Here is a 21,646-nt window from a genome sequence, read left to right as displayed (position 1 = left end):
TATGGGGAAATGCGATCGCTATTTATTGTCGTCTCATTTTCCCTTAACTCTAGTAAATTTATATTTCCCAAATCACTCTAAATCAGGAAATTATCTCCTTAGATGGGAATAGTTTATTAGAAAACTAAACACTGAAAACTCCGCCTCTTTAGAGCGGAGATGAAAGTGACTAGCGACTTTAGTCGCAAAGCGCGAAAATACAGGTTAATACTTGTCAATTTGTGCTAAGCGTGTTAGTATAATAGTATAGCAGAAAAGGTCGATTTATGATGATTATTATTGAGTTCAAGGCATACGGAAAAAAGGCACAGTATCAAGCCATAGACGAGGCTATTCGGACAATTAAGTTCGTGAGAAATAGCTGCCTTCGGTTATGGATAGACAATAAAGGGTTGAGTAAATACGACTTAAATAAGTACTGCAAGACCCTGGCTAAGAATTTCCCTTTTGCTAATGAACTAAACTCTACCGCCCGACAAGCTGCGGCTGAAAGAGCATGGTCGTCAATTTCTCGCTTCTTTGAAAATTGTAAGAAGAAGGTACCAGGGAAGAAAGGCTTTCCACGCTTTCAAAAACACTGTAGATCGGTTGAATATAAACAGTCGGGATGGAAACTGTCTCCTGACAAAAAGTCAATAACCTTCAGTGACAAGAAAGGAATTGGCAAGCTAAAACTCAAGGGTACCTGGGACTTGTGGCGTTTCGACAAAAAGCAAATTAAACGGGTTCGAGTGGTCAAGAGGGCTGATGGGTACTATGTTCAATTTTGCATCTCTGTTGATGTGAATGAACAATTAGAGCCTGCTGACGCCACTGTAGGATTAGACGTAGGACTAAAGGAGTTCTACACCGATTCTAGGGGGAACACTGAACCTAACCCACGTTTTTATAGAACAGGGGAAAAGCGTCTAAAGTTTTATCAACGCCGAGTATCTCGGAAAAAGAAAGGCTCAACTAATCGCAAGAAAGCAGTTAATAGGTTAGGCAGGCAACACCTTAAAATAAGTAGGCAACGTGTTGGCGTAGCCTGCGCGTAGCGCATAGAGCACGCCAAGAGACTGGCGCGCTGCGTAATCCGGTCTAACGACCTGGTCGCCTATGTTCGCGCAGCGTGCCGTAAGGCAAGATTTAAGAGTCAAAAACCTGGTTAAAAACCATTGCCTGGCTAAGTCTATTAATGATGCAGGTTGGTATCAATTTAGGAAATGGTTGGAGCATTTTGGTCAGAAATTTGGCAGAGTCACTGTTGCGGTAAACCCTGCCTACACAAGCCAGAACTGCTCAGAATGCGGCGAAGTAGTAAAAAAGTCACTGTCAACTAGGACTCACATCTGCGAATGTGGCTGTGAATTAGACCGTGATCACAACGCTGCGATCAACATTTTGAAAAGGTGCGGCTCGTTCTAGCTAGGAGCCTCCAGCGACTGGAGGGGTATGAGCTAGGGGACTCGCGAGGTTAAAAACACCTCAAAGTTCTAACTGTCTTTCGGATGGTGGTGAAAACCCACCCCTTGAAGAGACAAGTGACTCCCTATCTTGGCCACACCGAGCGAGCGGCAACTCCGCAGAGTGAAGCTGGCACCAGGGCGCAATCAGAACCGAAGCAGATAGGTATCACTGGCGCTAACGGGGAGGTGACATGGGTAAAACTAGTCCTAGAAAAGTGTCTAAGGATGAAGCCACAATCTGGAATGAAAAATGTGCGACTTGACCCTCTCATTCTCACAGCGTTATCTTTTCGATAGCTGTAATCTCTGAGAAGGGGGTAGGCAAATTGGACTGCCCTAAATCACCAAAACAATCTGATAGATGGAACGAGTAAAAACGACAGCAAATATGGGTCTGAGGTGTAGTCGAGCCTCGGTAAGTTATGCCAAACTCAATCCCCACTGTCGGGTAGGATGCCATCATTAAACTGGTGGCGGGTATCCAGAGTACACAAAACTGATGAAGAGCACGGGTAGACACATGTCAAATAGATATAGTGACCTCTGGAAAAGTCAAAAGTGGAAGCAACTCCGCCGGAACCTTTTCCGCCTACAAAAGCGAGTGTATAAAGCAGTTCGAGATGGTGACCTGAGAAAGGCGCGGTCTTTACAAAAACTAATTCTGAAATCCCGCTCAGCACAAATGCTGGCAATCCGTCAAGTGACACAGCTAAATCTTGGAAAAAGAACCGCAGGAGTAGACGGAAAATCATCCTTATCCTACAAAGAACGGTTCGAGGTACTTAAAAAACTAGTATCCAGTGCGGAAAACTGGACGCACCAAGGCTTAAGGGCAATACCCATAGCCAAGAAAAATGGGGGTACGAGAATGTTGAAAGTACCGACAATCCAAGACAGAGCGTGGCAATGTCTAGCCAAGTATGCTCTCGAACCAGCCCATGAGGCCACATTCAGTGCCGACAGCTACGGATTCAGGACAGGCCGAAGTGCCCAAGACGCACAAAAGCGCCTGTTCCTACACCTAAAATCAAACAGCAACGGCATTAAAAAGAGGGTAATCGAACTAGACATCAAGAAATGCTTTGACCGCATCTCCCATAGCTCCATTATGGATAGATTGCTAGCACCTGCGGGTCTGAAGATGGGGATATTCAGATGTCTAAAAGCAGGCATCAATCCGGAATTCCCGGAGCAAGGCACGCCCCAAGGTGGGGTGGTTAGTCCACTCTTAGCCAATATTGCGCTTGACGGAATAGAAAACATCCACCCCAGCATCCGATACGCGGATGACATGGTGTTTATTCTTAAGCCTAGAGACAACGCTGAGAAGATTTTAGATAAAGTGAGAAACTTCCTAGCCCAAAGGGGCTTAGAGGTAAATCAAGAAAAGACCAAGCTGACCAAAACGACAGACGGATTTGACTTCCTCGGCTGGCATATGAGAGTCCAGAAAAACGGAAAATTCCGATGTATTCCCTCAGTGGAAAACCATCGGAACATCCGAAAGAAGATTAAAGCCGTGGTCAACAACTCGAACTATGGCGCTGAAGTAAAAGCCCAAAAATTAGCTCCAATCGTGCGCGGATGGAGGAATTACCATAAAAGCTGCGACATGAGCAGTTCCCGAGATAGTTTATGGTTCATGAATAAAACCACAAACCGTAAATTCCGAAAGGAAAAGAAAGTAAACCGGTATAGAGCCAATGAACTATGTAAGAAAGGCTTCCCAGCAGTAGGGTATGAACAAAATCAACACGTAAACGTTAAAGGGACTAAGTCCCCCTACGATGGAGACCTAGTCTATTGGAGTTTGAGGAACTCCATATTATACGACGATGCTACCTCTAAAGCTTTGAAAAAGCAAAACCATTCCTGTGGACATTGCGGACATAGGTTCCTAAGCGACGAATATGTACATCTTCATCACATCGATGGAAACCACGACAATTGGAAGCAAAAGAACCTAATGGCAGTACATCAAAGCTGCCACCAAGAAATCCACTGGAGCCTGCCGTTAGGCAAGCCGAAAGGTTGAGGATACTCAGGAGCTGGATGAGGCGAAAGTTTCACGTCCAGTTCTGAAGCGGAGGTGCCCTGGATAATACCAGGCATCGACCGTAACAGCCTTGGGTACGGTGGGGCACACCGGAACCTGGATCCATTATCCAAACTCTTCGGGAGATCTGGCCTCTACTGTTCTTGGCTCCGGCCAGGTTCAGCAAGTCGGATCGTTGAACGAAGAATCCCCGCGCCTTTAGGCCGGGGAGTGTCAAATAAGCCCAACCAAGACCAGACTACCTTCAATGACAGTTCATAGACAGTTCATAGAAGTGTAGGACCCGAGTGAACTAGGAGATGATCATAAGACGCCGATGTCACTAGAAAATGGATTAAATGCTCTCAAACAAAAACGTTATGCAGAGGCGGTGCAATGGCTAGAAGACTATTGCCACTATTGCCAACATTCTTCCGATCACCATTCCCAAGACTATAGTCAAGCCCAAGCAGCTCTGGTGAAAGCCTATAGCGGCAATGGTGAGAACAAAAAAGCGATCGCCCTCTGTCGGAAGTTATAAAATCACCCAAATTCCCAGGTCAGCAATTGGGCAAAAAAATGTCTGGCCACCCTCACTTCAAAGTCAACAAAAACAACCCTAACAAAAACAACAGCTAAAGCCATGTCAAAATCCCGTCACAAAGCCGGAAGAGTGGCGCAAACTGGAATCAGGTTAGCCATGAAAGGCATTGCCGGTAATCTTGCCCTTGCCTCTGGTGTTACCATCTCTTTACTATTTGGGATGGTATTAGTCTTATCTCTGAGTTTGCTGCTAATCCTAAATAGTAACAATCCTGTTACTGGGTTAATCATCTCAGTTGCCATCACCCTAATTTTTAATGTTGCTGCCTTTTTCATCTCTCCCTGGATCATGGACTTAACCCAACGCTGGCTTTACCAAACCCGTTGGGTAACCCTAGCAGATATCCAGCGCTATAGTCCTGAAAGCGCAGAGGTGATTGAGCGGGTCTGTCAAGAAAAAAATATCAAACAACCTCGATTGGGTATCATTGACGACCAAAATCCCACCGCGTTTACCTATGGTTCCCTACCAAACAGCGCTCGTTTAGTCGTTAGTCAGGGTTTATTTACTTACCTTGATGATGATGAAATCGCCACAGTTTATGCTCATGAATTGGGGCATATTGTCCACTGGGACTTTGCCGTAATGACCTTAGCGGCGACTTTGGTACAAATCACCTACCTGATCTATTCTTTCGCTAGACGGATCAGTCGCGGCGGTGGTAACAGTAAAGGCAAAGATGCTGCTCAAACAGCAGCAATGGTAGCTTATGTGTTTTACATCATCGGCACTTACCTGGTGCTGTACCTATCCCGAACCCGAGAGTACTATGCTGATCACTTTGCTGCTGAAACTACCGGTAACCCAAATGCTCTATCACGAGCTTTGGTGAAGATTGCCTACGGTATCGTCGAAGAAGGGGAACGAGCAAAAGAACCCAGTAAATTGATTGAAGGAACCCGCGCCCTCGGTATTTGCGACCACAAAGCTGCTGCTTCTACCGGTACCGCCTATCGTATCGCCTCAGACTCCCAGAAAGTTGGACGAGTTTTTCTCTGGGATATCTTTAACCCCTGGGGTTGGTGGATGGAGTTGAATTCTACTCATCCCCTAACCGGTAAACGAGTCCGCGCTTTAACTACTTATGCTGAGCAAATGGACTTAGAGACTGAATTTGATATGGCTACTGTCGTCCGAGAAGGCAATCAGCTCAGTAAGAAAAAGCTCTATGGTAATTTTGCCGTGGATATCGTATTGTTCAATGCTCAATTCATTGGTAGTATTACTGGTTTAATGATTGCTTCTATCGTCTTGAGTTGGACTGCTCAAGTAACAGTATTGCCCAGCTTTATGCTTTTTGGCTTTGCTGTGGGAACCTTGATTAAGACCCTGGTGATGTACCCAGATTTCAAGCAATCATCTCGATCGGATATCTTCACCTTAATGTGTGACCCCTACGCCAGTCCTTTGCGTGGTCGTCCCGTGAAACTCCAAGGTGAGTTAATTGGTCGCGGCGATGCTGGCTATAAATTTGGTTCCGATCTCAAGCTTCAAGACCGCAGTGGGATGATTTATACCCGCTATGCTTCTCGCTTTGGTCCAATCGGTAACTTCCTCTTTGGTAGCAGTAAGGTGCAGAACTTAATTGGCTCCCAAGTCAATGTAGTTGGCTGGTTCCGCAGAGGAATTGCTCCTTGGCTAGACTTGATCCACTTGGAAAACAATAACACCACTGTCAACAGCTACCATCGTTTCTGGTCATTGACTGTTGCAGTTGGAGCAATTATTTTGGGTTTTGGACTTTTCTTTGTCCTCTGATATCGTGTCCGGTTGTTTCGGGAATCGGGAATCGGGAGTCGGGAATCGGGAGTCGGGAATCGGGAGTCGGGAGTCGGGAGTAGTGATGCAGCGCGGTCTTTCCTACTTTTCCCTATTCCCTGTTCCCTGTTCCCTGTTCCCTATTCCCTATTCCCTATTCCCTATTCCCTATTCCCTTTGCTATAGTTTCAAACTTAATCTAATCTCACCTCTTTTGACAGGTGTCTAAACCAATTAAAGTACAAACAAATAGATAGGATAATAAATAAAAACAACATAATTCCAAAATTATCCCAACGTTTCATCATCAACATGATTCCCATTAAAAACAAGACTATCTGCCAAGGAATCCCGATCAATGTAGATAGAATATCCCGCCGATTCTCGTTCCTGATTTTTGCCTGACTATTAGCTGGGAGGTTTTGACGGATTACTCCCCAAAACCCAAACGGTCGAGTCACTCTATAGAAATTATCCATCACCTCCCGGTCAGTTGGCTCAGTTAAAAATGTCCCTACGATACATCCTAGTAATGAGCAAACGCTGGGAATGAGAAACAGCGCATATTCCTGAAATTGAGCGTAATTTAAATTGGGTAGTACTATTGCCTTAGTTAAAATAGCCGCTACCATCCCCGCCACCGTCCCAAGGGCAAATCCATAGCCATTAAAGCGCCACCAGTACCATCTCAACACCAAAGGAATAGACAGTCCAGCACCTAGTCCCAGGGTTAGCCATCCCCAAATGTCATTGATATTGGTAATATTGAAACTAAATAGCAATCCCACCACTACAATTATAATTGATGCCCAGCGGCTTTGAATAATCAGTTGTTGGCTAGAGGCTTGGGGATTGATATAAGCTTGATAAATATCCTTAACCCAGTAAGCAGCACTAGCATTGATTATTGAATCAAAGGTAGACATAGCTGCTGCAATAAAACAAGCTATCAGCAACCCTTTTATCCCCACTGGCACATATTCTGCGATCACCGTTGGTAAGATAAGTTCAGGGTCAGCAATTACTGCTTTAGTGGTTCCGTAATGGATACCCAATACTGCAAAGGCTGTAACCAAGGGCCAACGGAAAGAAAGCAAGATTATCCAAAATAAGGACAGTAACCCGGCTTCGCGATCGCTTTTAGCGGCAAAATAGCGTTGGATCATATAGCCACCCCCGCCGCCAAACCCTACCATAATTTCTTTGAACAGATAGAATAAAATCACGCCACCGAACAAGTTGAATATGGCATAGTCTCCCGGTAGATCAACTGTGATTGGGGGCGAGATGCTGCTCCACTCCGTGAAATTCCAAGTTTGCAATTGCTCAGCCCCAGGAATCGAGACCGAGAAGGTATCCGGGATAGTTGCCGTAGAGAATGCGATCGCACAAATATAGATAATCGCAATAAAAATCAAAATACCTTGAAATACATCCGTCCATACCACGCCGTAAAAACCGCTAACAGCCGTGTATACCAGGGCGAGCAAAATCAAAAATATCGAAGCATAGCGGTCATCAATACCCAGAAATTCCCCCAAGAATTTGCCGCCCCCAACCGAAAAGTAACTCATTGAGCCAATAGCAAAGATAATATTAGCAACAGCACTTATGATCCGAGCCGTATTGCCTTCCCGTCCTGAGCCGAAGCGCAAGTGCATCCATTCCGCCAAAGTCATCACCTTTGCCCGTCGGTTCCACTTGCCCATGAATATCATAAAAATAGCCATAATTAAGACAACGCCACCCCGGATCTCGATGAAAAATCCCTTCGTTCCCAGAGCATAAATTAAGGCGCTGATCACCATCGTGCCAGCCAAGTCAGTATTGGAGGCCATTCCAGAAGCCCCCAAAACCCACCAGGGCAGATTGCGATTTCCCAAAAAGTAGGATTCTATACCCTCAGATGCTTTCCGTTGAAGAATAACTCCAAAAACAACTATGCAAATCAGGTAAATAGTAACAATGATGTAATCAACTGGATGCATGAATTTTATTATGAAGGATTAAGGAGTCAAGACTCTGCTTGGGCAATCACTACTGGTGTTATAGCACTACGCATTAAGGTGTTTGACATTTATAAAAGCAGCAAAAGCTATTATAATCAGCTATTGCTAGCATGCCTATTGCCTTGGGCGTAGCGCTATATCTCGGAAAAATCAATGGCGACAAGAAAGTGTGGCATGATATCAAGTCCGAAGCGCATTGATATTGTATAACACAAGAGTCTTCTGCAGGTGGCTCAACCAAGTGGACTCTTAATACCAATAACAAATGACAACGGACTTTTGAGCAAAAAAACTAAGACTATAAACGAACGACGCCAGCAGAGTTAAGCTGATGTCAACAGTCAGCTATAAGCAATCAGCTAACGATATAGCTTTATCCTGGACAAGCAGTGAATATATAGCGTTTCTGATAGCTATGAGGTACACATTCTTTTTTACCTATTGCTAGCATGCCTATTGCCTTCCCCTCCTGGGAGGGGTTAGGGGTGGGTTCCTATTGCTAGCATGCCTATTGCTAGCATGCCTATTGCCTATTACCTACTCCCTACTCCCTACTCCCTACTCCCTATTCCCTATTCCCTGAGCATACTTGATATCATAGATGAACCCTGAACAATTAAAGTTTAATAACTAAACTTTAGTAATCAACAATCAATCCTTAAATTGATAATTTCCCTGGAAGCATAACATGGACAATTGTTTGTTTTCCTGGGAAACTGTTTATGTTTAATTCTCCACCGTGTAATTCAGTCAGCAGTTTGGCAATGATCAACCCTAATCCAGAGCCTTGTTGTTCGTAGAGTTGACGATCAAATTGCATATAGGCTCCGAGTTTAGCAATTTGAGTTGGTGTCATGCCTCGTCCGTGATCGATAACCAAAATATTAAAGTAATTATCCTGAAAATAACTCTGAATCTGAATCGAATTACCAAGCTCGGAAAACTTCAAGGCATTATCAATGATTTCTTCAACAATTTTAGTAAATTTTGATTGAGAAATCTTGACAACTGCTTCTTGCAGTTCTAACTGCAAATCCTCTTTCCGATTTACCTTCTGAGATATTTGGATAGCAAGGTCTTGGATAATTGTTCTAGTAAAACTTTGCTCTCCAGAATTAAGCAGCTTCCTTACTTGCTTAGGTTGTTGCTCGATTCGCGCTAGTTCTGCATAGAGTAAAAAATTATGGGTGAGCCGATATAAACGTTCGCCAGAGACACAGATTTCCTGAAGCATTTCCAGAGCTTCATTCCGCTCTATGGTATCATAATCTTCTATGAGGAATTGGGCAAGATTCAAAATACCATTGAGAGGAGTACGCAACTCATGAGGTAGTGAATGAGTGATGTTATTGCGCAATTCATCCACCTTTTTCTGAGATTCTTGCTCAACAGCCATCTGCTTGGCTAAGCGGGTTGTGACTGCTCCTAATAATTCGTCTCTAGTAAATGGCTTGGTCAGATAATCATCTGCGCCCAGTTCCATCCCCATACGCAGATCAGATTTCATAGATTTAGCCGTAAGAAAAATCAACGGAATTGTCTGGGTGGATGGATTTTCTCGTAACTGAATCATTACACCATAACCATCTAGTTTCGGCATTTTAATATCGCAAATAATCAAACCAGGAAGTTCATTTTTTGCCAATTCCACACCGATTTCACCATTTTCTGCTTCAATAACATCGAAATTTTCCGCCCGAAGTATTTCCACAACAATGGTACGGATATCTTCCTCGTCTTCAATAACTAAAATCTTTGACATAGAAACTCCTTCAAAAATTAACATTTATAAACGCTTTTCAAGACCAAGTAAAACTAATCCTTTCTTCTAGGCATAATGATAATTGGTATTAGGATTAACTGCCAACTGCCAACTGGCAAAGAGCTCTCGGTGTTTGTACTTGCTCTGGTACTGCAGGTGAGTACAGTGGAATTGTGACAGTAAAGGTTGTGCCAATACCAACTTCGCTATTTACTGTAATTTGACCACCGTGTACTTCCACAGACTGTTTTACAATTGCAAGACCGAGTCCAGTTCCTGGAATATTGCCCACATTATTGCATCGATGAAATGACTCAAACAGTTGCTTTTGGTCTTCTTCGGGAATACCAATACCCTGGTCTTTAATCTTGAATATAACCTCTTCTTCCTGACAAATCAAGTCAAAGTTTATGGTGCTGTCATTGGGAGAATATTTAGTAGCATTTGAGAGCAAATTTCTCAGGATGTGTCTGAGCAGTTGTTCATCGAAACTAGCCTCTGGGCATTCACCTTGAATAGAAAAACAAATGGTTTGTTTGGTGTCAAGACCTAGTTCTATCTCTTCGACTAAGTCACGGCAGAATTTAAGCAAATTTAATGGTGCAGGGTTAAATTTTAGTTTTCCAGCGTTGGCTTTATTGACTACCAACACGTCATCCAACATGTGGAGCATATGTTTGACATTGGCTTGAATCCGATCTAGATAGCTTTGTTTTTTATCCTCATTCCAATTCTGGCTGTAATATTTGAAGATTTCAGTAACCCCCATAATAGTGGTTAAGGGGGTGCGGAACTCGTGGGAAGTCATAGAGATAAATCGAGATTTGAGTTCAGTGAGTTCCTTTTCTCTTTCCAGAGATTTGCGAATCTGTTTTTCCAGTCGCTCCCTAACTTGAACTTCGTGCAAAGTCTGGTAAAGAGTAGCATTTTCCAAAGAAATTGCCGCTTGACTACACAGAATGTTTAACACTTCTACGTGTTCATTGGTAAAATTTCCAGAAATTATATTATTTTCTAAGTACACCATACCAATCAGATGGTTTTTCCGGAGAAGTGGCAAACACACAGCTGACTCTGGCTGATGCTTTATGATGTATATATCCTCAGCAAAGGTAGAGTCATTGACAAGATTATTTAAAATCAAATTTTCTTTAGTAATAGCGACATAATTAATCACTGATCTGGGCAACTGCTGAGTAATGGTTACTGGGATTGACTGCCGTAAGGTTACTCCATCGTTAACCACTGAACCTGCCGCTTCTATAATAAATTTACCCTCTTTTGACAAAATGATAAACCCCTTTTTAGCCCCAGCATTAGTCAGGAGAATTTGCATCAATTTATCCAGTAATTTATCGAAAATGATTTCTTCTGAAAGGGCTTGAGATGCCTTGATAACGTCAGATAAATCCAGTGCTGTTAAACTTAGTGTTATCGTTGAGTTGGTTATGGAATCTACTGGAACTGTCGTTGTTGGTTGGGCGGTAATTTTGCTAAGGAGTTGGGGGTATCTTGATTCTAAGTCTCTCACTTTTGCCACAGCTCCCCAGCGACTGTATCCATAGTAGGCATCAGTCAAGTAAGCCTGGGCGATCTTTCGTTTGCCACAAGATAGATAAAACTCTGCTGCTAGCTCATTGGCCAGTGCTTCTTCCTGGATATACTCCTGGTCCGCTGCTCCTTCAATCCCTTGGTCATAAATTTCCATGGCTTGCCAGTGTTGCCCTAAAACTCGTGCTTTCTCTGCCTCCACTAGCTCGTACTTATGCTTGAAGTTTGATGGAGCATGGTATGCCCAGGTTTTCATGGTTTCCTGATTAGCTGCTACTTGGGTCAGGTATTCACCTTGCTCCTGTTGCTCGACATGGGGATAGTGAGCCAAAAGCGCTAGAGAATAGTAGAAATTGTGCTCAGCAACAAGAATCAAGCCAGCGACAGATTGTGCGTATTGCTCTGCTGCCCTGGCCTGAGCAACAGCTTGCTTGGGTTCCTTAAACCAATAAAACAGAATGGATTTGGCAAGATATAGATAAAACAGAGACGTTCCATTATTCTGTTCTATTAAAATGGGAAGCATTTCTAATTCATTAAATCCTTCCCCAATTAACTGACAGGTATCGTCAGATCTGCCGAGTAAATTTAAGGTTAATTGTTTGCCGATTTTACCATAAATAACATGATAGTCCAGCTTCATTTTTTGCAGCCACCCCAAATACTGCCCATACTTCTGAGCAGCAACGTCGAGATCATCTCCCACAAAAAATAGGTTGCTACAGTAGTTGAGGGCAGCATAACCGGCATACTCTAGATTTCCGGTTTCAAGACCGCTGTTAAAGGCCTCTAGTAAGGGGTTTAGGGTTTCCTTGAGATGCTCTTTCCAGTGTCTGATATGACCGTTAAAAACATCTAATACTATGCATTTGAACTCCTTAGCATGGAATTGCTCTAACAGCATGAAAGACAGTTGACCAAATTTATAGCCACCATCGATATCTCCCATAAATTCACACAGGATTATGGCGTAAGCAATATAGGTGTTCGTGGACAGATGTGAATTCCCATGGTTGATACATAGATTGATTTGTGTAAAGATAATTAGTGGATACAATGCCGGATTAGCAATAAAAGCAGGGTTTCCTACAGACTTTAAGATCCCCATAGCCCCTAGTTTAGTCAGGTCAGTCATTTCTGGTAGGTCAGCCAAATCCTCACTAATCAGGTCTTTGGGGGGGTCTTGCTCCAGTTGAATCCCGAGCATCTCCAGAACCTCTAGCCCCGTATCCAGAGCGACTTGCATTTGGTTTTGAGCAATATAAGAGTGGATTTTTAGTTCATACACCTTGACTTGATCTAATTGAGTTTTGGCTTGAGCCAGAGCAACTCCAGCCAAGAGGTTTGATTGCTCAAAATTGCTGTTGAGGTATTCCGCTTCCACCACTTCTAGATAGAAAGCGAGGGTGAAGTCATAGTTGTCAGCCCAGGTATCTGCTGCTAGGAGTCCTAGACCTACATTCAGATACTTGAGAGCGCTGGCATAAGCTGCTGCGGCTTTGGCTTTCTGACCCGCAGTCAGATTGAGCTGAGCTAGCTCATCTTTTTCCCACTGAGCGGTGAGTAAGTCCGTGCCAAAATTGAGTTGGTTAACCAAGGCAAAAATATTCTCTTCCCGTGCCTCTGGAGTGGTATGGTTTAGCAACAATTTGCCAATTTTTAGGTGGGTTGCTTGTTTGTCGGATTCGGGAATCAGAGAGTAGGCGGCTTGCTGCACCCGGTCATGTAAAAATTTGTAGTTAACCTTGACATCACTAAGCCCAAAATCTGCGGATTCTTCCTGTCCAAATAGCAGAGGAATTTTGTAAGTATCACTCAACGGCAGAATCAAACCGATCTGTAGTGCCTCCCAGAGCTGAGCAGCAGTGATAATGGTTGAGTCTTCATTGACAATGGCTAGCATGTCTAAGTTAAACTGATTGCCCAGACAAGCTGCCAATTTTAAAACCTGCTGGGTCGTTTGTTGTAGCTTGCCAATACTTCTGGCAATCAGTTCCACCACATTATAATCGGTGATGCCAATGGCTTGAATTTCATCAATATCCCACTGCCAGCTGCCACTGCTGACGTCATAACTCAGCAAATTTTCTGAGTACAGGGTTTTGAGCAGTTGGGTCAAGAAGAAGGGATTGCCTTGGGTTTTATGGAATAATAGCTCTGCTAGGGGTTTGGTCTGGTTTTCTCCTTGGGTGTCATTGAGAGTATCGGCTACTAATTGCTGAACGTATTGTTTCTGTAACGGCTCAATCGTGATCTGATCTATGACTGAGTCAGTTTCTTGAATTTTCTCAATGGTTTGAATCAAGGGATGGGTCGGACTGACTTCGTTATCTCGATAAGCTCCTATGATTAATAAATAGTTGCGATCGCAGTTCGTCATTAAGGTCTGGAGCAACCTTAAAGAGGCTAAATCTGCCCACTGTAAATCATCAAGGAAGAGCACCAGGGGATGTTGGGGTTGGGCAAAGACACCGATGAATTGTTGAAACACCCGTAAAAATCGGTTTTGGGATTCCGATGGTCCGAGTTGAGGTACTTCCGGCTGTTTACCGATAATCAGTTCCACTTCGGGAATGACATCAATAATCACCTTGCCATTGGTACCCAGAGCATTTACTAAATTCTCTTTCCAAATCCCTAGTGTTTGAGCGGGTTCTGTCAACAGTTGCCGAATTAATCCCCGAAATGCCTCCAGCAGAGCAGCGTAAGGACTATTGCGCTTAAACTGGTCAAATTTACCACCAATAAAATACCCTCGGGCTTTGACAATTGGTTTATGAACTTCATTGACTACTGAGGTTTTACCAATCCCTGAGTAACCGGATACCAGCATCAACTCAGTAGCTCCAACACTGACTCGTTCAAAGGCCTCCATCAGGGTGGCTACTTCCCCTTCGCGACCATAGAGTTTTTGAGGGATTAGCAGTCGGCTGCCGATGTCATAGGTCCCGGGAGTGAAGGTTTCAATTTTTCCGGTGGTTTGTAGCTGGTATAGACAGCTTTCTAGGTCAACCTTTAGTCCAGCAGCACTTTGGTATCGGTCTTCAGCATTTTTGCTTAAGAGTTTCATCACAATCAATGAAACTACTTCACTAATTTCTGGATTAAGCTGATGAGGAGGGACAGGATATTGAGCCAGATGATGGTGAATCAATTCCATGGGATCGCTGGTGATAAAGGGTACCCGATCCGTTAGGATTTCGTAGAAGGTGGCACCTAAGGAATAGAAGTCGCTGCGGTAGTCAATGGAGCGGTTCATCCTCCCGGTTTGCTCCGGTGAAATATAGGCAAGAGTCCCTTCCAGCCAATTAGGATTCCTAGTGGTGGGATTCTCTAGAGACAGGCGCGAGGCAATGCCCAAGTCAGTGATTTTAACTTGTCCTGTTTCCGGATTGATGATGATATTAGAGGGGTTAATATCTTTATGAACAATCGGGACATTGTGCAGCTCATCCAAGGTTTCTACTAGAGAAATAGCTATCCGCAGAAACTCCTTGATAGCCATGGGGTGAGAGTTGATAAACTGCTTCAGGGATTGACCCCCAAAATCTTCTAATATCAACGCCAACCCATTATTATAGTTTTCCAGACCGTAGGATTTGACAATGCCTTCACAATCAATAGCTTGGGAGATTGCATATTCTTGTCGTAAACTGCTAATCTCTTCAAGGGAAGGATAGTCCGAATTGATAACTTTAACAATAACTGGTCTTTGCTGTTGCTGGTCATGGCCGCGATAAACAACTGTACTAACACCAGCTTCTAGTTCTTCTAGAAGTTTAATTTGAGATTTTGGTAAACTTAACATCATCATCCCTCCCTTAAAGTTTTTAGATATAGTAATTGTGATAGCTATATAGCGGTTTTCAATTGGGTGAGGTACAGATTCCTGGGTTTTAGGGAACAGGGAACAGGGAATAGGGAAAAAATCCTGTGTACCTTATAGTTATGAAAAACGCTATATTGATTGAATCTTGTTTGATTTTGTTTAATCTTGGTGATTGTGGTTCTGATTTTGCTCAAGTACAGACATCTTGAGTAGGGTCTGTCTGTTTGCCTCCAAAATTTGGTGTAGTTCAGTAGTTCAGTAGGGTGGGCAGTGCACCAGACCGATCATGAACCTTGCCAAGGGGGTTGGTAGGCACTGCCCACCGTAGGATTAATCACTGGTGTAGTTCAGTAGGGTGGGCAGTGCACCAGACAGATCATGAACCTTGCCAAGGGGGTTGGTAGGCACTGCCCACCGTAGGATTAATCACTGGTGTAGTTCAGTAGGGTGGGCAGTGCATCAGACCGATTCAGAACCTTGCAAAGCCCGTTGGTAGGCACTGCCCACCGTAGGATGAATCACAATGGTGCAAGATCTCGGTGAAACCCAACGTTTTACATCCAAATGCAACGCCGAGCCTGGGTTTGCAGACACGCCCTAGTCAGGAAAAATTCAACGGTCAAGGGAGAAGGGTGGAGTGCTATTGTCCCTTTTTCCTTTGCCCATTCTGCTTTTACCCGACCTTTAGGTCAGTGGTCTTGGATTCAATTGAGAACTTCCATACAGCATATTTTCCTACAGGCTATTTTAGGGATTACATCTCTATAATTCCCGGAAATCCTACTCAGGTAACACTCAGATCACGTCCAGTTAATTACTTCGTTGATCGAATGGTGTTTGAAAAGTCTCTTTATATGATGTCCGGATAATTACCCTTAATAAAAATCGCCCCATCTCCCCATCTCCCCATCGCCCCATCTCCCCATCGCCCCATCTCCCCATCTCCCCATCGCCCCATCGCCCCATCTCCCCATCTCCCCGACTCCCGACTCCCGACTCCCGACTCCCTCTTTCTATCATTAATTAATAGAGGGGTATTCCCCATCGGGGAATTGACAAATGGTTGCAAAACTATTATGTTTCTTTTTAAAGCCTGAGCTGATGATTGGAAACAGATTAAATCAAATAAATATAAACAAATTTTCATAAATCTCAAAAATAATATTAAGAAAATATTATTTTTGAGATTTATTTATAAGTATGTTTATATACTTATAAATATCCGTAAAATCATCTATATGTCACCGTCAGGCTCAGTTACTACTAATCCCCCTTACTTGGTGCAGCGACACGGGCACCTTGCCTAAGCAAAATAAAGATTTCATCCTGCTTCCGGTAGGTTGGATTTGTCTAGGGTCAGCCATGATATCCCTGGGAAAATCCCTAGCAGTCTTTCGCTAGATATCTGTATATTTACTTACCCCATTAGTCCCGATTAGTACGGTGGAATAATTTCTACCGTTTGTTAAAACTAAATTGTTAAAACAAAATTAAGTTTTAACAAACCTGTAGTCTTGGAGTTGATAAAAACCTCAAAATACTCCAAGCAACCACTAACTTTGTACAGTATAGTTTGTACAGGATAATTTGTACCGGAGAATCAACATGAAATTGACCGAAAATTGGAAAACCCTAGAAACTGCTGTTGCCCAAGTTGTCGCCAAAGCCTGGATCGACGATGAATTCCGTAAGCGCTTTGTCAGTGCTCCTCGGGAAATTCTTCGGGAAGCCGGACTAGTGGTTGAAGATTTCGTGAACGTGGTGGTGAATCAGGGCTCTACTGGCGCTCCAGCTCTCAAAACTGCTGATGGCGGGGCAATGATTTATGAAATCAATCTGCCTGCTAAGCCCACCGACCTCACAGATGCACAGATTGGTAGTTGGGTCCAAGAGGCGGTAAGCGATGACTCTCCCGTTCCTGCGTGCTGCTAAAATCCCTAGTGGCTTTGGGGAAAACTAGCTAACTACCCCGAAGAGGTCTGAACAAAAACATAAAGTCGCCATCGACTTTAGCAAAGGAAAGCCCTATCGGGTAAACGCCTGATTAAGCCTGATTGAAACAGGCTAAGGTCAGCGATTACCCTAATAGAGCAACCAGATACAAACCTATCAATTTTTATCTCTAACCGGCTTTACCTCTAACGGGGGGTTAGCTATCCCCAATCTGGACTGGTAACGGGCGTTTTCTACCTGCCCGTTGCTTAGTCCCTTAGTTGGATCAGCCTTAGTTGGATGAGATTGAGTATCGGTACATTCCCTCAATCAAATCCACTTCATCAAACCGACTCTATCAAACCGACTCTATCAAACCGGGCTAGTCAGCTTAAGCTAAGCCCTAGAATTTTGCTATAGCTAGTCCTACTTCAACTATAGCAAATCCGGTAAGTTTCATCAACTAATCACTAGATTACAGGGCTATTGATTTATTGTCAAGGGTTAGCCCCCTGATTGTGCTGCCATAGTTAAGGCTGCTGTGAGAATTTTTGTTCCCTACTCCCTACTCCCTACTCCCTATTCCCTACTCCCTGTTCCCTTTGCGATAGTATGCCTCCCTAGAGAAAAGAGAAAAAGTAACAATGCTTAACAAACCTAAATTCAAACCTTGCTTTCATATCGAAGATGTGGAATCGGTTGGTGTTTTTCTGCTGTCCGAGTCAGAGTATTTTGTTCTAAATGGTCATCTTTATGAACAATTAGCTCCTTTAATTGATGGCGAGCATTCCGTCGAAGACATAGTTAACCTGCTGCAAGGCCAAGCCTCTACGGCTGAGATTTACTATGCCTTGATGCTGATGGAAAAGAAAGGCTATATCGTGGAAAACGATAACCCTATGCCCTCGGATATGCCATCAGAGGTAGCAGCCTTCTGGAATTTTCTGAATGTTGATCACACCACAGCCACCAGCCGCTTGCAATCTACTAAGGTTTCAGTAACCTCCTTTGGCACGGTTCCAACCCAACCCTTGATCGCCATCCTGGAATCACTCAATATTCAGGTGGCTGAGGAAGGAGACATTGCTGTTGTATTAACCGATGACTATCTCCAAGTCGGTCTTGATCGCTTCAATCAAAAAGCTTTACAGTCCCAGCGTCCGTGGATGCTGGTCAAGCCAGTGGGCAAAATGATTTGGATTGGTCCGATTTTTGAGCCTGGAAAAACTGGGTGTTGGGAATGTCTAGCCCAACGGCTGCAAGCCAATCGCCCCGTGGAAGATTTTCTGCGCAAACATCGCCAACCTAATAGTATCTGGACGGCTTTCCCCACCTCTCGCTCTTTACTACCGTCTACTCTACACACTGGACTAAATCTAGCGGCTACTGAAATCGCCAAATGGATTGTTCAGGGAGACCATCCATCCCTGAAAGGGACTCTGGTCACCTTTGACACCATATCCTTACAAACCAAAAATCACACTCTGGTCAAGCGTCCTCAATGTCCTGGTTGTGGCGACCCAGACTATCTAGGAGATAGAGACCCCTTGCCAGTTTTATTAGAAAGCCGGAAGAAAACCTTTACAGCTGATGGTGGACACCGTTGTGTTTCACCAGAAAAAACCCTTAAGCGATACGAACACCACATCAGTCCGATTATCGGAGCAGTTAGAGGAATTAGTAAAGTTTCTAAGTTAAACAGCGATTTGACCCCTACCTATGTGGCGGGACATAATTTTGCCAGCATGTTGCATAGTTTATACTTCTTGCGGAAACACCTGCGTGGCAGAAGTGCTGGCAAAGGACAGACTGACGCTCAGGCAAAAGCCAGCGCCCTTGGGGAAGCGATTGAGAGATATTCTGGTGTGTTTCAGGGAGACGAAATTCGACGCAAAGGTAGCTACAACACTATGGCGGATGTGGCTATTCACCCCAATGCTTGTATGCTGTTTAGCGATCGCCAATACCAAACCCGCCAGGACTGGAATCAAAGCTGTCCCAGCTTTTTTCAAAAGGTTCCAGAACCCTTTGATCCCGAACGAGAGATTGAGTGGACACCAATTTGGTCTTTGACTGACAAAACATTTAAGTATTTACCCACAGCTTACTGCTATTACGGTTACCCGAAACCCTCTAAACCAGATTGTTGGGCAGATTCCAATGGTACTGCTGCTGGCAACACCAAAGAAGAAGCAATCCTACAAGGATTCATGGAGTTAGTGGAGCGAGATAGTGTAGCGCTGTGGTGGTATAACCGCCTCAAACGACCAGCTGTGGATTTAGACAGTTTTAACCAACCCTATTTTAAAGCTCTTAAGGAGTATTACCAGTCCCTCAACCGTGAACTCTGGGTACTGGATATCACTAGCGATTTAGGGATTCCCGCCTTTGCTGCTCTTTCCAGGAGAATTGATCAACCTGTCGAAGATATCATTTTTGCCTTCGGTGCTCATTTCGACCCCAAAATTGGGATTATGCGATCGCTAACGGAATTAAACCAGGTGCTTCCAGCGGTTATATCCATAGCTCCCGATGGCAGCACCAAATACAACTACTCCGATCAGTTAGCTATAGACTGGTGGCGAATGGCTACCTTAGAGAATCAGCCGTATTTGGTACCCGATGAAAACACTACTCCAAAAGTCTACACCGATTATCCTCAACTTAGCAGCGATGATCTGCGAGACGATGTTCAAACCTGTGTAGACATTGCTGCCAAGCAAGGTATGGAAACCCTGGTTCTAGATCAAACCCGTCCCGATATCGGACTCAATGTTGTCAAAGTCATTGTCCCCGGTCTACGACACTTTTGGAAACGGTGGGCTCCCGGACGGCTTTATGATGTGCCAGTACAGATGGGTCAGTTACCAAAATCCCTCGAAGAAAACCAACTCAACCCATTTCCGATTTTCTTCTGATCAGCAACTATAGCGGTTTTCAATTAGGTGAGGTACATTTTTTTAGGGAGCAGGGAGCAGGGAGTAGGGAGTAGGGAGTAGGGAGTAGGTAACAGGCAAGAGGCAAGAGGCAAGAGGCAAGAGGCAAGAGGAACCCACCCCTAACCCCGACCAGGAGGGGAAGGCAAGAGGCAAGAGGCAAGAGGGTACAAATAATTTTTACCTGATTAGAGTAGAAACTGCTATAGTCGCCCAACATCGAACTTTCAACCTTCAACCTTGGCCAAAAGGCCACGCTACGCGAACAACCTTCAACATCAAACCTGCAACATCGAACCTTCAACCTTCAACATCAAACCTTCAACCTTCAACATCAAACCTTCAACCTTCAACATCAAACCTTCAACCTTCAACATCAAACCTTCAACCTTCAATAGAAGAACAATGCTGAAAGACTATCAAATTATTGATGCCGATGGCCATGTGAATGAACCGATAGATATGTGGGAGAAGTACCTGGAACCGGCATTTAAAAGTCATGCACCCTATCGATATCAACCCTCCCAAAAGGATGGGGTTGTAAAAATTGATATCTTTTCCCCTCCAACTAAGTATATGAGAGTGGAAGGTGAGACAATTTATAATAAGATATCCGATGCTGTCTGGGCTGAAGGAATTAAGGTAGCAATCCGGAACAAGGCTACCTATAATAGAAACCTAGGCTCTGGCCCAGACTCTCAGGTCAAGGCCATGAAGCGGATGGGTGTGGATATTTCCTTTCTGTATCCAACTATGGGATTGTGGATGTTGGCGATCGATACTATGGATCCCTCACTGGCAGCAGCACTAACCCGTGCCTACAACAATTGGTTACGAGACTTTTGCAGCTATGACCCGCAACTACTGAAAGGGGTAGGAGCGATTAGTTTACACGACCCCAGCAACATGGTGTCGGAATTACATCGGATCGCAGAGTTTGGCTGGAAAGCTGTCTTTGTGCGACCAAATCCGGTTAAGGGACGACTGCTTAGTGACCCGGCCTATGAGCAATTTTGGACGGAGTGTGAGAGCCTGGGCATAGCAGTTGGCATTCATGAGGGTAGCCATTCTCGATTACCGACCACTGGAGCAGATCGATTTAATACCCGTTTTGCCATGCATGCTTGCTCTCATCCTATGGAACACATGATGGCCATGTTGGCACTGATCGAAGGGGGAGTATTAGAGCGTCACCCCAATCTCAGAGTAGCGTTTCTTGAGTCAGGTTGCGGCTGGCTTCCCTACTGGCTGTGGCGGCTAGATGAAGAATACGATCAACTGGCCTGGGAGGTGAAAGACCATGTAAAGATGAAGCCTTCAGAGTATTTCCGTCGCCAGTGCTTCATTGCCATTGAGCCAGATGAGCCTTATCTGGCTGATATTATCAAGTACATTGGTTCTGATAATTTGATCTTTGGTTCTGACTACCCTCACATAGACCACAATCCCAAGATTATTGAAGAAGTGGTAGCACTTCAGGACCAGCTATCTGAGAAGATAGTGCAAAAGATCCTCTGGGATAATCCTATGCGTTTTTATGGTTTGGGGTGAAGAGTTATTAGTCATTGAGGCATCAACAGGTTTACCGCAATTACTGACTTATGCTTTCAACAGTCTAGAGCATCAATAATTTGTTTGGGGATTAGCCACTAATGGTCTGCTTTATCAGTTTATCTATATCGGTTAGGGTAATCCCCAAACTTATCAATATATGCCGATTATCAGCTTTTTTGAAAGCGATCGCGCTATGGTTATACTCCAAGTTTTGAAAGCGATTTGCAA

Annotated in this window: 12 protein-coding genes and 2 pseudogenes; 9 read left to right on the top strand and 5 right to left on the bottom strand. The window is 44.1% G+C overall.

Features of this window, described 5'->3' with window-relative positions:
- Positions 1–269: 269 nt before the first annotated feature.
- From F6J90_RS02355 to F6J90_RS02330, 6 genes and pseudogenes are all read left to right on the top strand, one after another.
- A pseudogene (locus F6J90_RS02355) lies at positions 270–1,407 on the top strand (transposase).
- A 561-nt stretch (positions 1,408–1,968) separates the two neighbouring features.
- Positions 1,969–3,483 carry a reverse transcriptase domain-containing protein gene (locus F6J90_RS02350; RefSeq protein WP_293090920.1) on the top strand — a complete coding sequence of 505 codons (1,515 nt, stop codon included), beginning with the start codon at positions 1,969–1,971 and terminating at the stop codon, positions 3,481–3,483.
- A gap of 88 nt (positions 3,484–3,571) precedes the next feature.
- Positions 3,572–3,706 (top strand): annotated as a pseudogene (locus F6J90_RS02345) (RNA-guided endonuclease TnpB family protein); the annotation flags it as partial.
- Positions 3,707–3,820: 114 nt separating this feature from the next.
- On the top strand, positions 3,821–4,024 hold the full coding sequence (locus tag F6J90_RS02340) for a hypothetical protein (RefSeq protein WP_293090919.1): 204 nt from the start codon (positions 3,821–3,823) through the stop codon (positions 4,022–4,024).
- 102 nt (positions 4,025–4,126) lie between these two features.
- Complete coding sequence (locus F6J90_RS02335; protein ID WP_293090918.1) at positions 4,127–5,845, top strand: zinc metalloprotease HtpX; 1,719 nt, start codon at positions 4,127–4,129, stop codon at positions 5,843–5,845.
- A complete protein-coding gene (locus tag F6J90_RS02330; RefSeq protein ID WP_293090917.1) occupies positions 5,835–6,074 on the top strand; it encodes a hypothetical protein in 240 nt (79 codons plus the stop codon). Before F6J90_RS02335 ends, F6J90_RS02330 begins: the two co-directional genes overlap by 11 nt.
- Here F6J90_RS02330 and F6J90_RS02325 read toward each other — a convergent pair.
- The 4 genes from F6J90_RS02325 to F6J90_RS02310 form a co-directional block, all read right to left on the bottom strand.
- The gene (locus F6J90_RS02325) at positions 6,040–7,833 is read right to left on the bottom strand and encodes a sodium:solute symporter (protein ID WP_293090916.1); all 1,794 of its coding nucleotides are present in this window, start codon (positions 7,831–7,833) and stop codon (positions 6,040–6,042) included. The genes F6J90_RS02330 and F6J90_RS02325 overlap by 35 nt on opposite strands.
- Positions 7,834–8,512: 679 nt before the next feature.
- Positions 8,513–9,616 carry a response regulator gene (locus F6J90_RS02320; RefSeq protein WP_293090915.1) on the bottom strand — a complete coding sequence of 368 codons (1,104 nt, stop codon included), beginning with the start codon at positions 9,614–9,616 and terminating at the stop codon, positions 8,513–8,515.
- Positions 9,617–9,710: 94 nt separating this feature from the next.
- Entirely contained in the window at positions 9,711–14,981 is a 5,271-nt protein-coding gene (locus F6J90_RS02315; RefSeq protein ID WP_293090914.1) for an ATP-binding sensor histidine kinase, read from the bottom strand.
- 865 nt (positions 14,982–15,846) lie between these two features.
- Entirely contained in the window at positions 15,847–16,065 is a 219-nt protein-coding gene (locus F6J90_RS02310) for a hypothetical protein (RefSeq protein ID WP_293090913.1), read from the bottom strand.
- A gap of 536 nt (positions 16,066–16,601) precedes the next feature.
- On the opposite strand from F6J90_RS02310, the gene F6J90_RS02305 reads away from it, so the two are divergent.
- Positions 16,602–16,928, top strand: coding sequence for a hypothetical protein (locus F6J90_RS02305; RefSeq protein WP_293090912.1), 327 nt, complete (start codon positions 16,602–16,604; stop codon positions 16,926–16,928).
- 644 nt (positions 16,929–17,572) lie between these two features.
- Positions 17,573–19,846 carry a TOMM precursor leader peptide-binding protein gene (locus F6J90_RS02300; RefSeq protein ID WP_293090911.1) on the top strand — a complete coding sequence of 758 codons (2,274 nt, stop codon included), beginning with the start codon at positions 17,573–17,575 and terminating at the stop codon, positions 19,844–19,846.
- 19 nt (positions 19,847–19,865) lie between these two features.
- Here the strand turns inward: F6J90_RS02300 and F6J90_RS02295 are convergent, their stop codons facing one another.
- A complete protein-coding gene (locus F6J90_RS02295) occupies positions 19,866–20,120 on the bottom strand; it encodes a hypothetical protein (RefSeq protein WP_293090910.1) in 255 nt (84 codons plus the stop codon).
- Here F6J90_RS02295 and F6J90_RS02290 point away from each other — a divergent pair.
- Entirely contained in the window at positions 20,105–21,415 is a 1,311-nt protein-coding gene (locus F6J90_RS02290; RefSeq protein ID WP_366513667.1) for an amidohydrolase family protein, read from the top strand. The two genes, F6J90_RS02295 and F6J90_RS02290, sit on opposite strands and share 16 nt — an antisense overlap.
- Positions 21,416–21,646: the final 231 nt, after the last annotated feature.

This window comes from Moorena sp. SIOASIH (assembly GCF_010671925.1).
In the GTDB taxonomy this organism is placed as follows: Bacteria; Cyanobacteriota; Cyanobacteriia; order Cyanobacteriales; family Coleofasciculaceae; genus Moorena.
The sequence above is the reverse complement of the archived record's forward strand: the minus strand, read 5'-3'. Positions and strand labels throughout refer to the sequence as shown.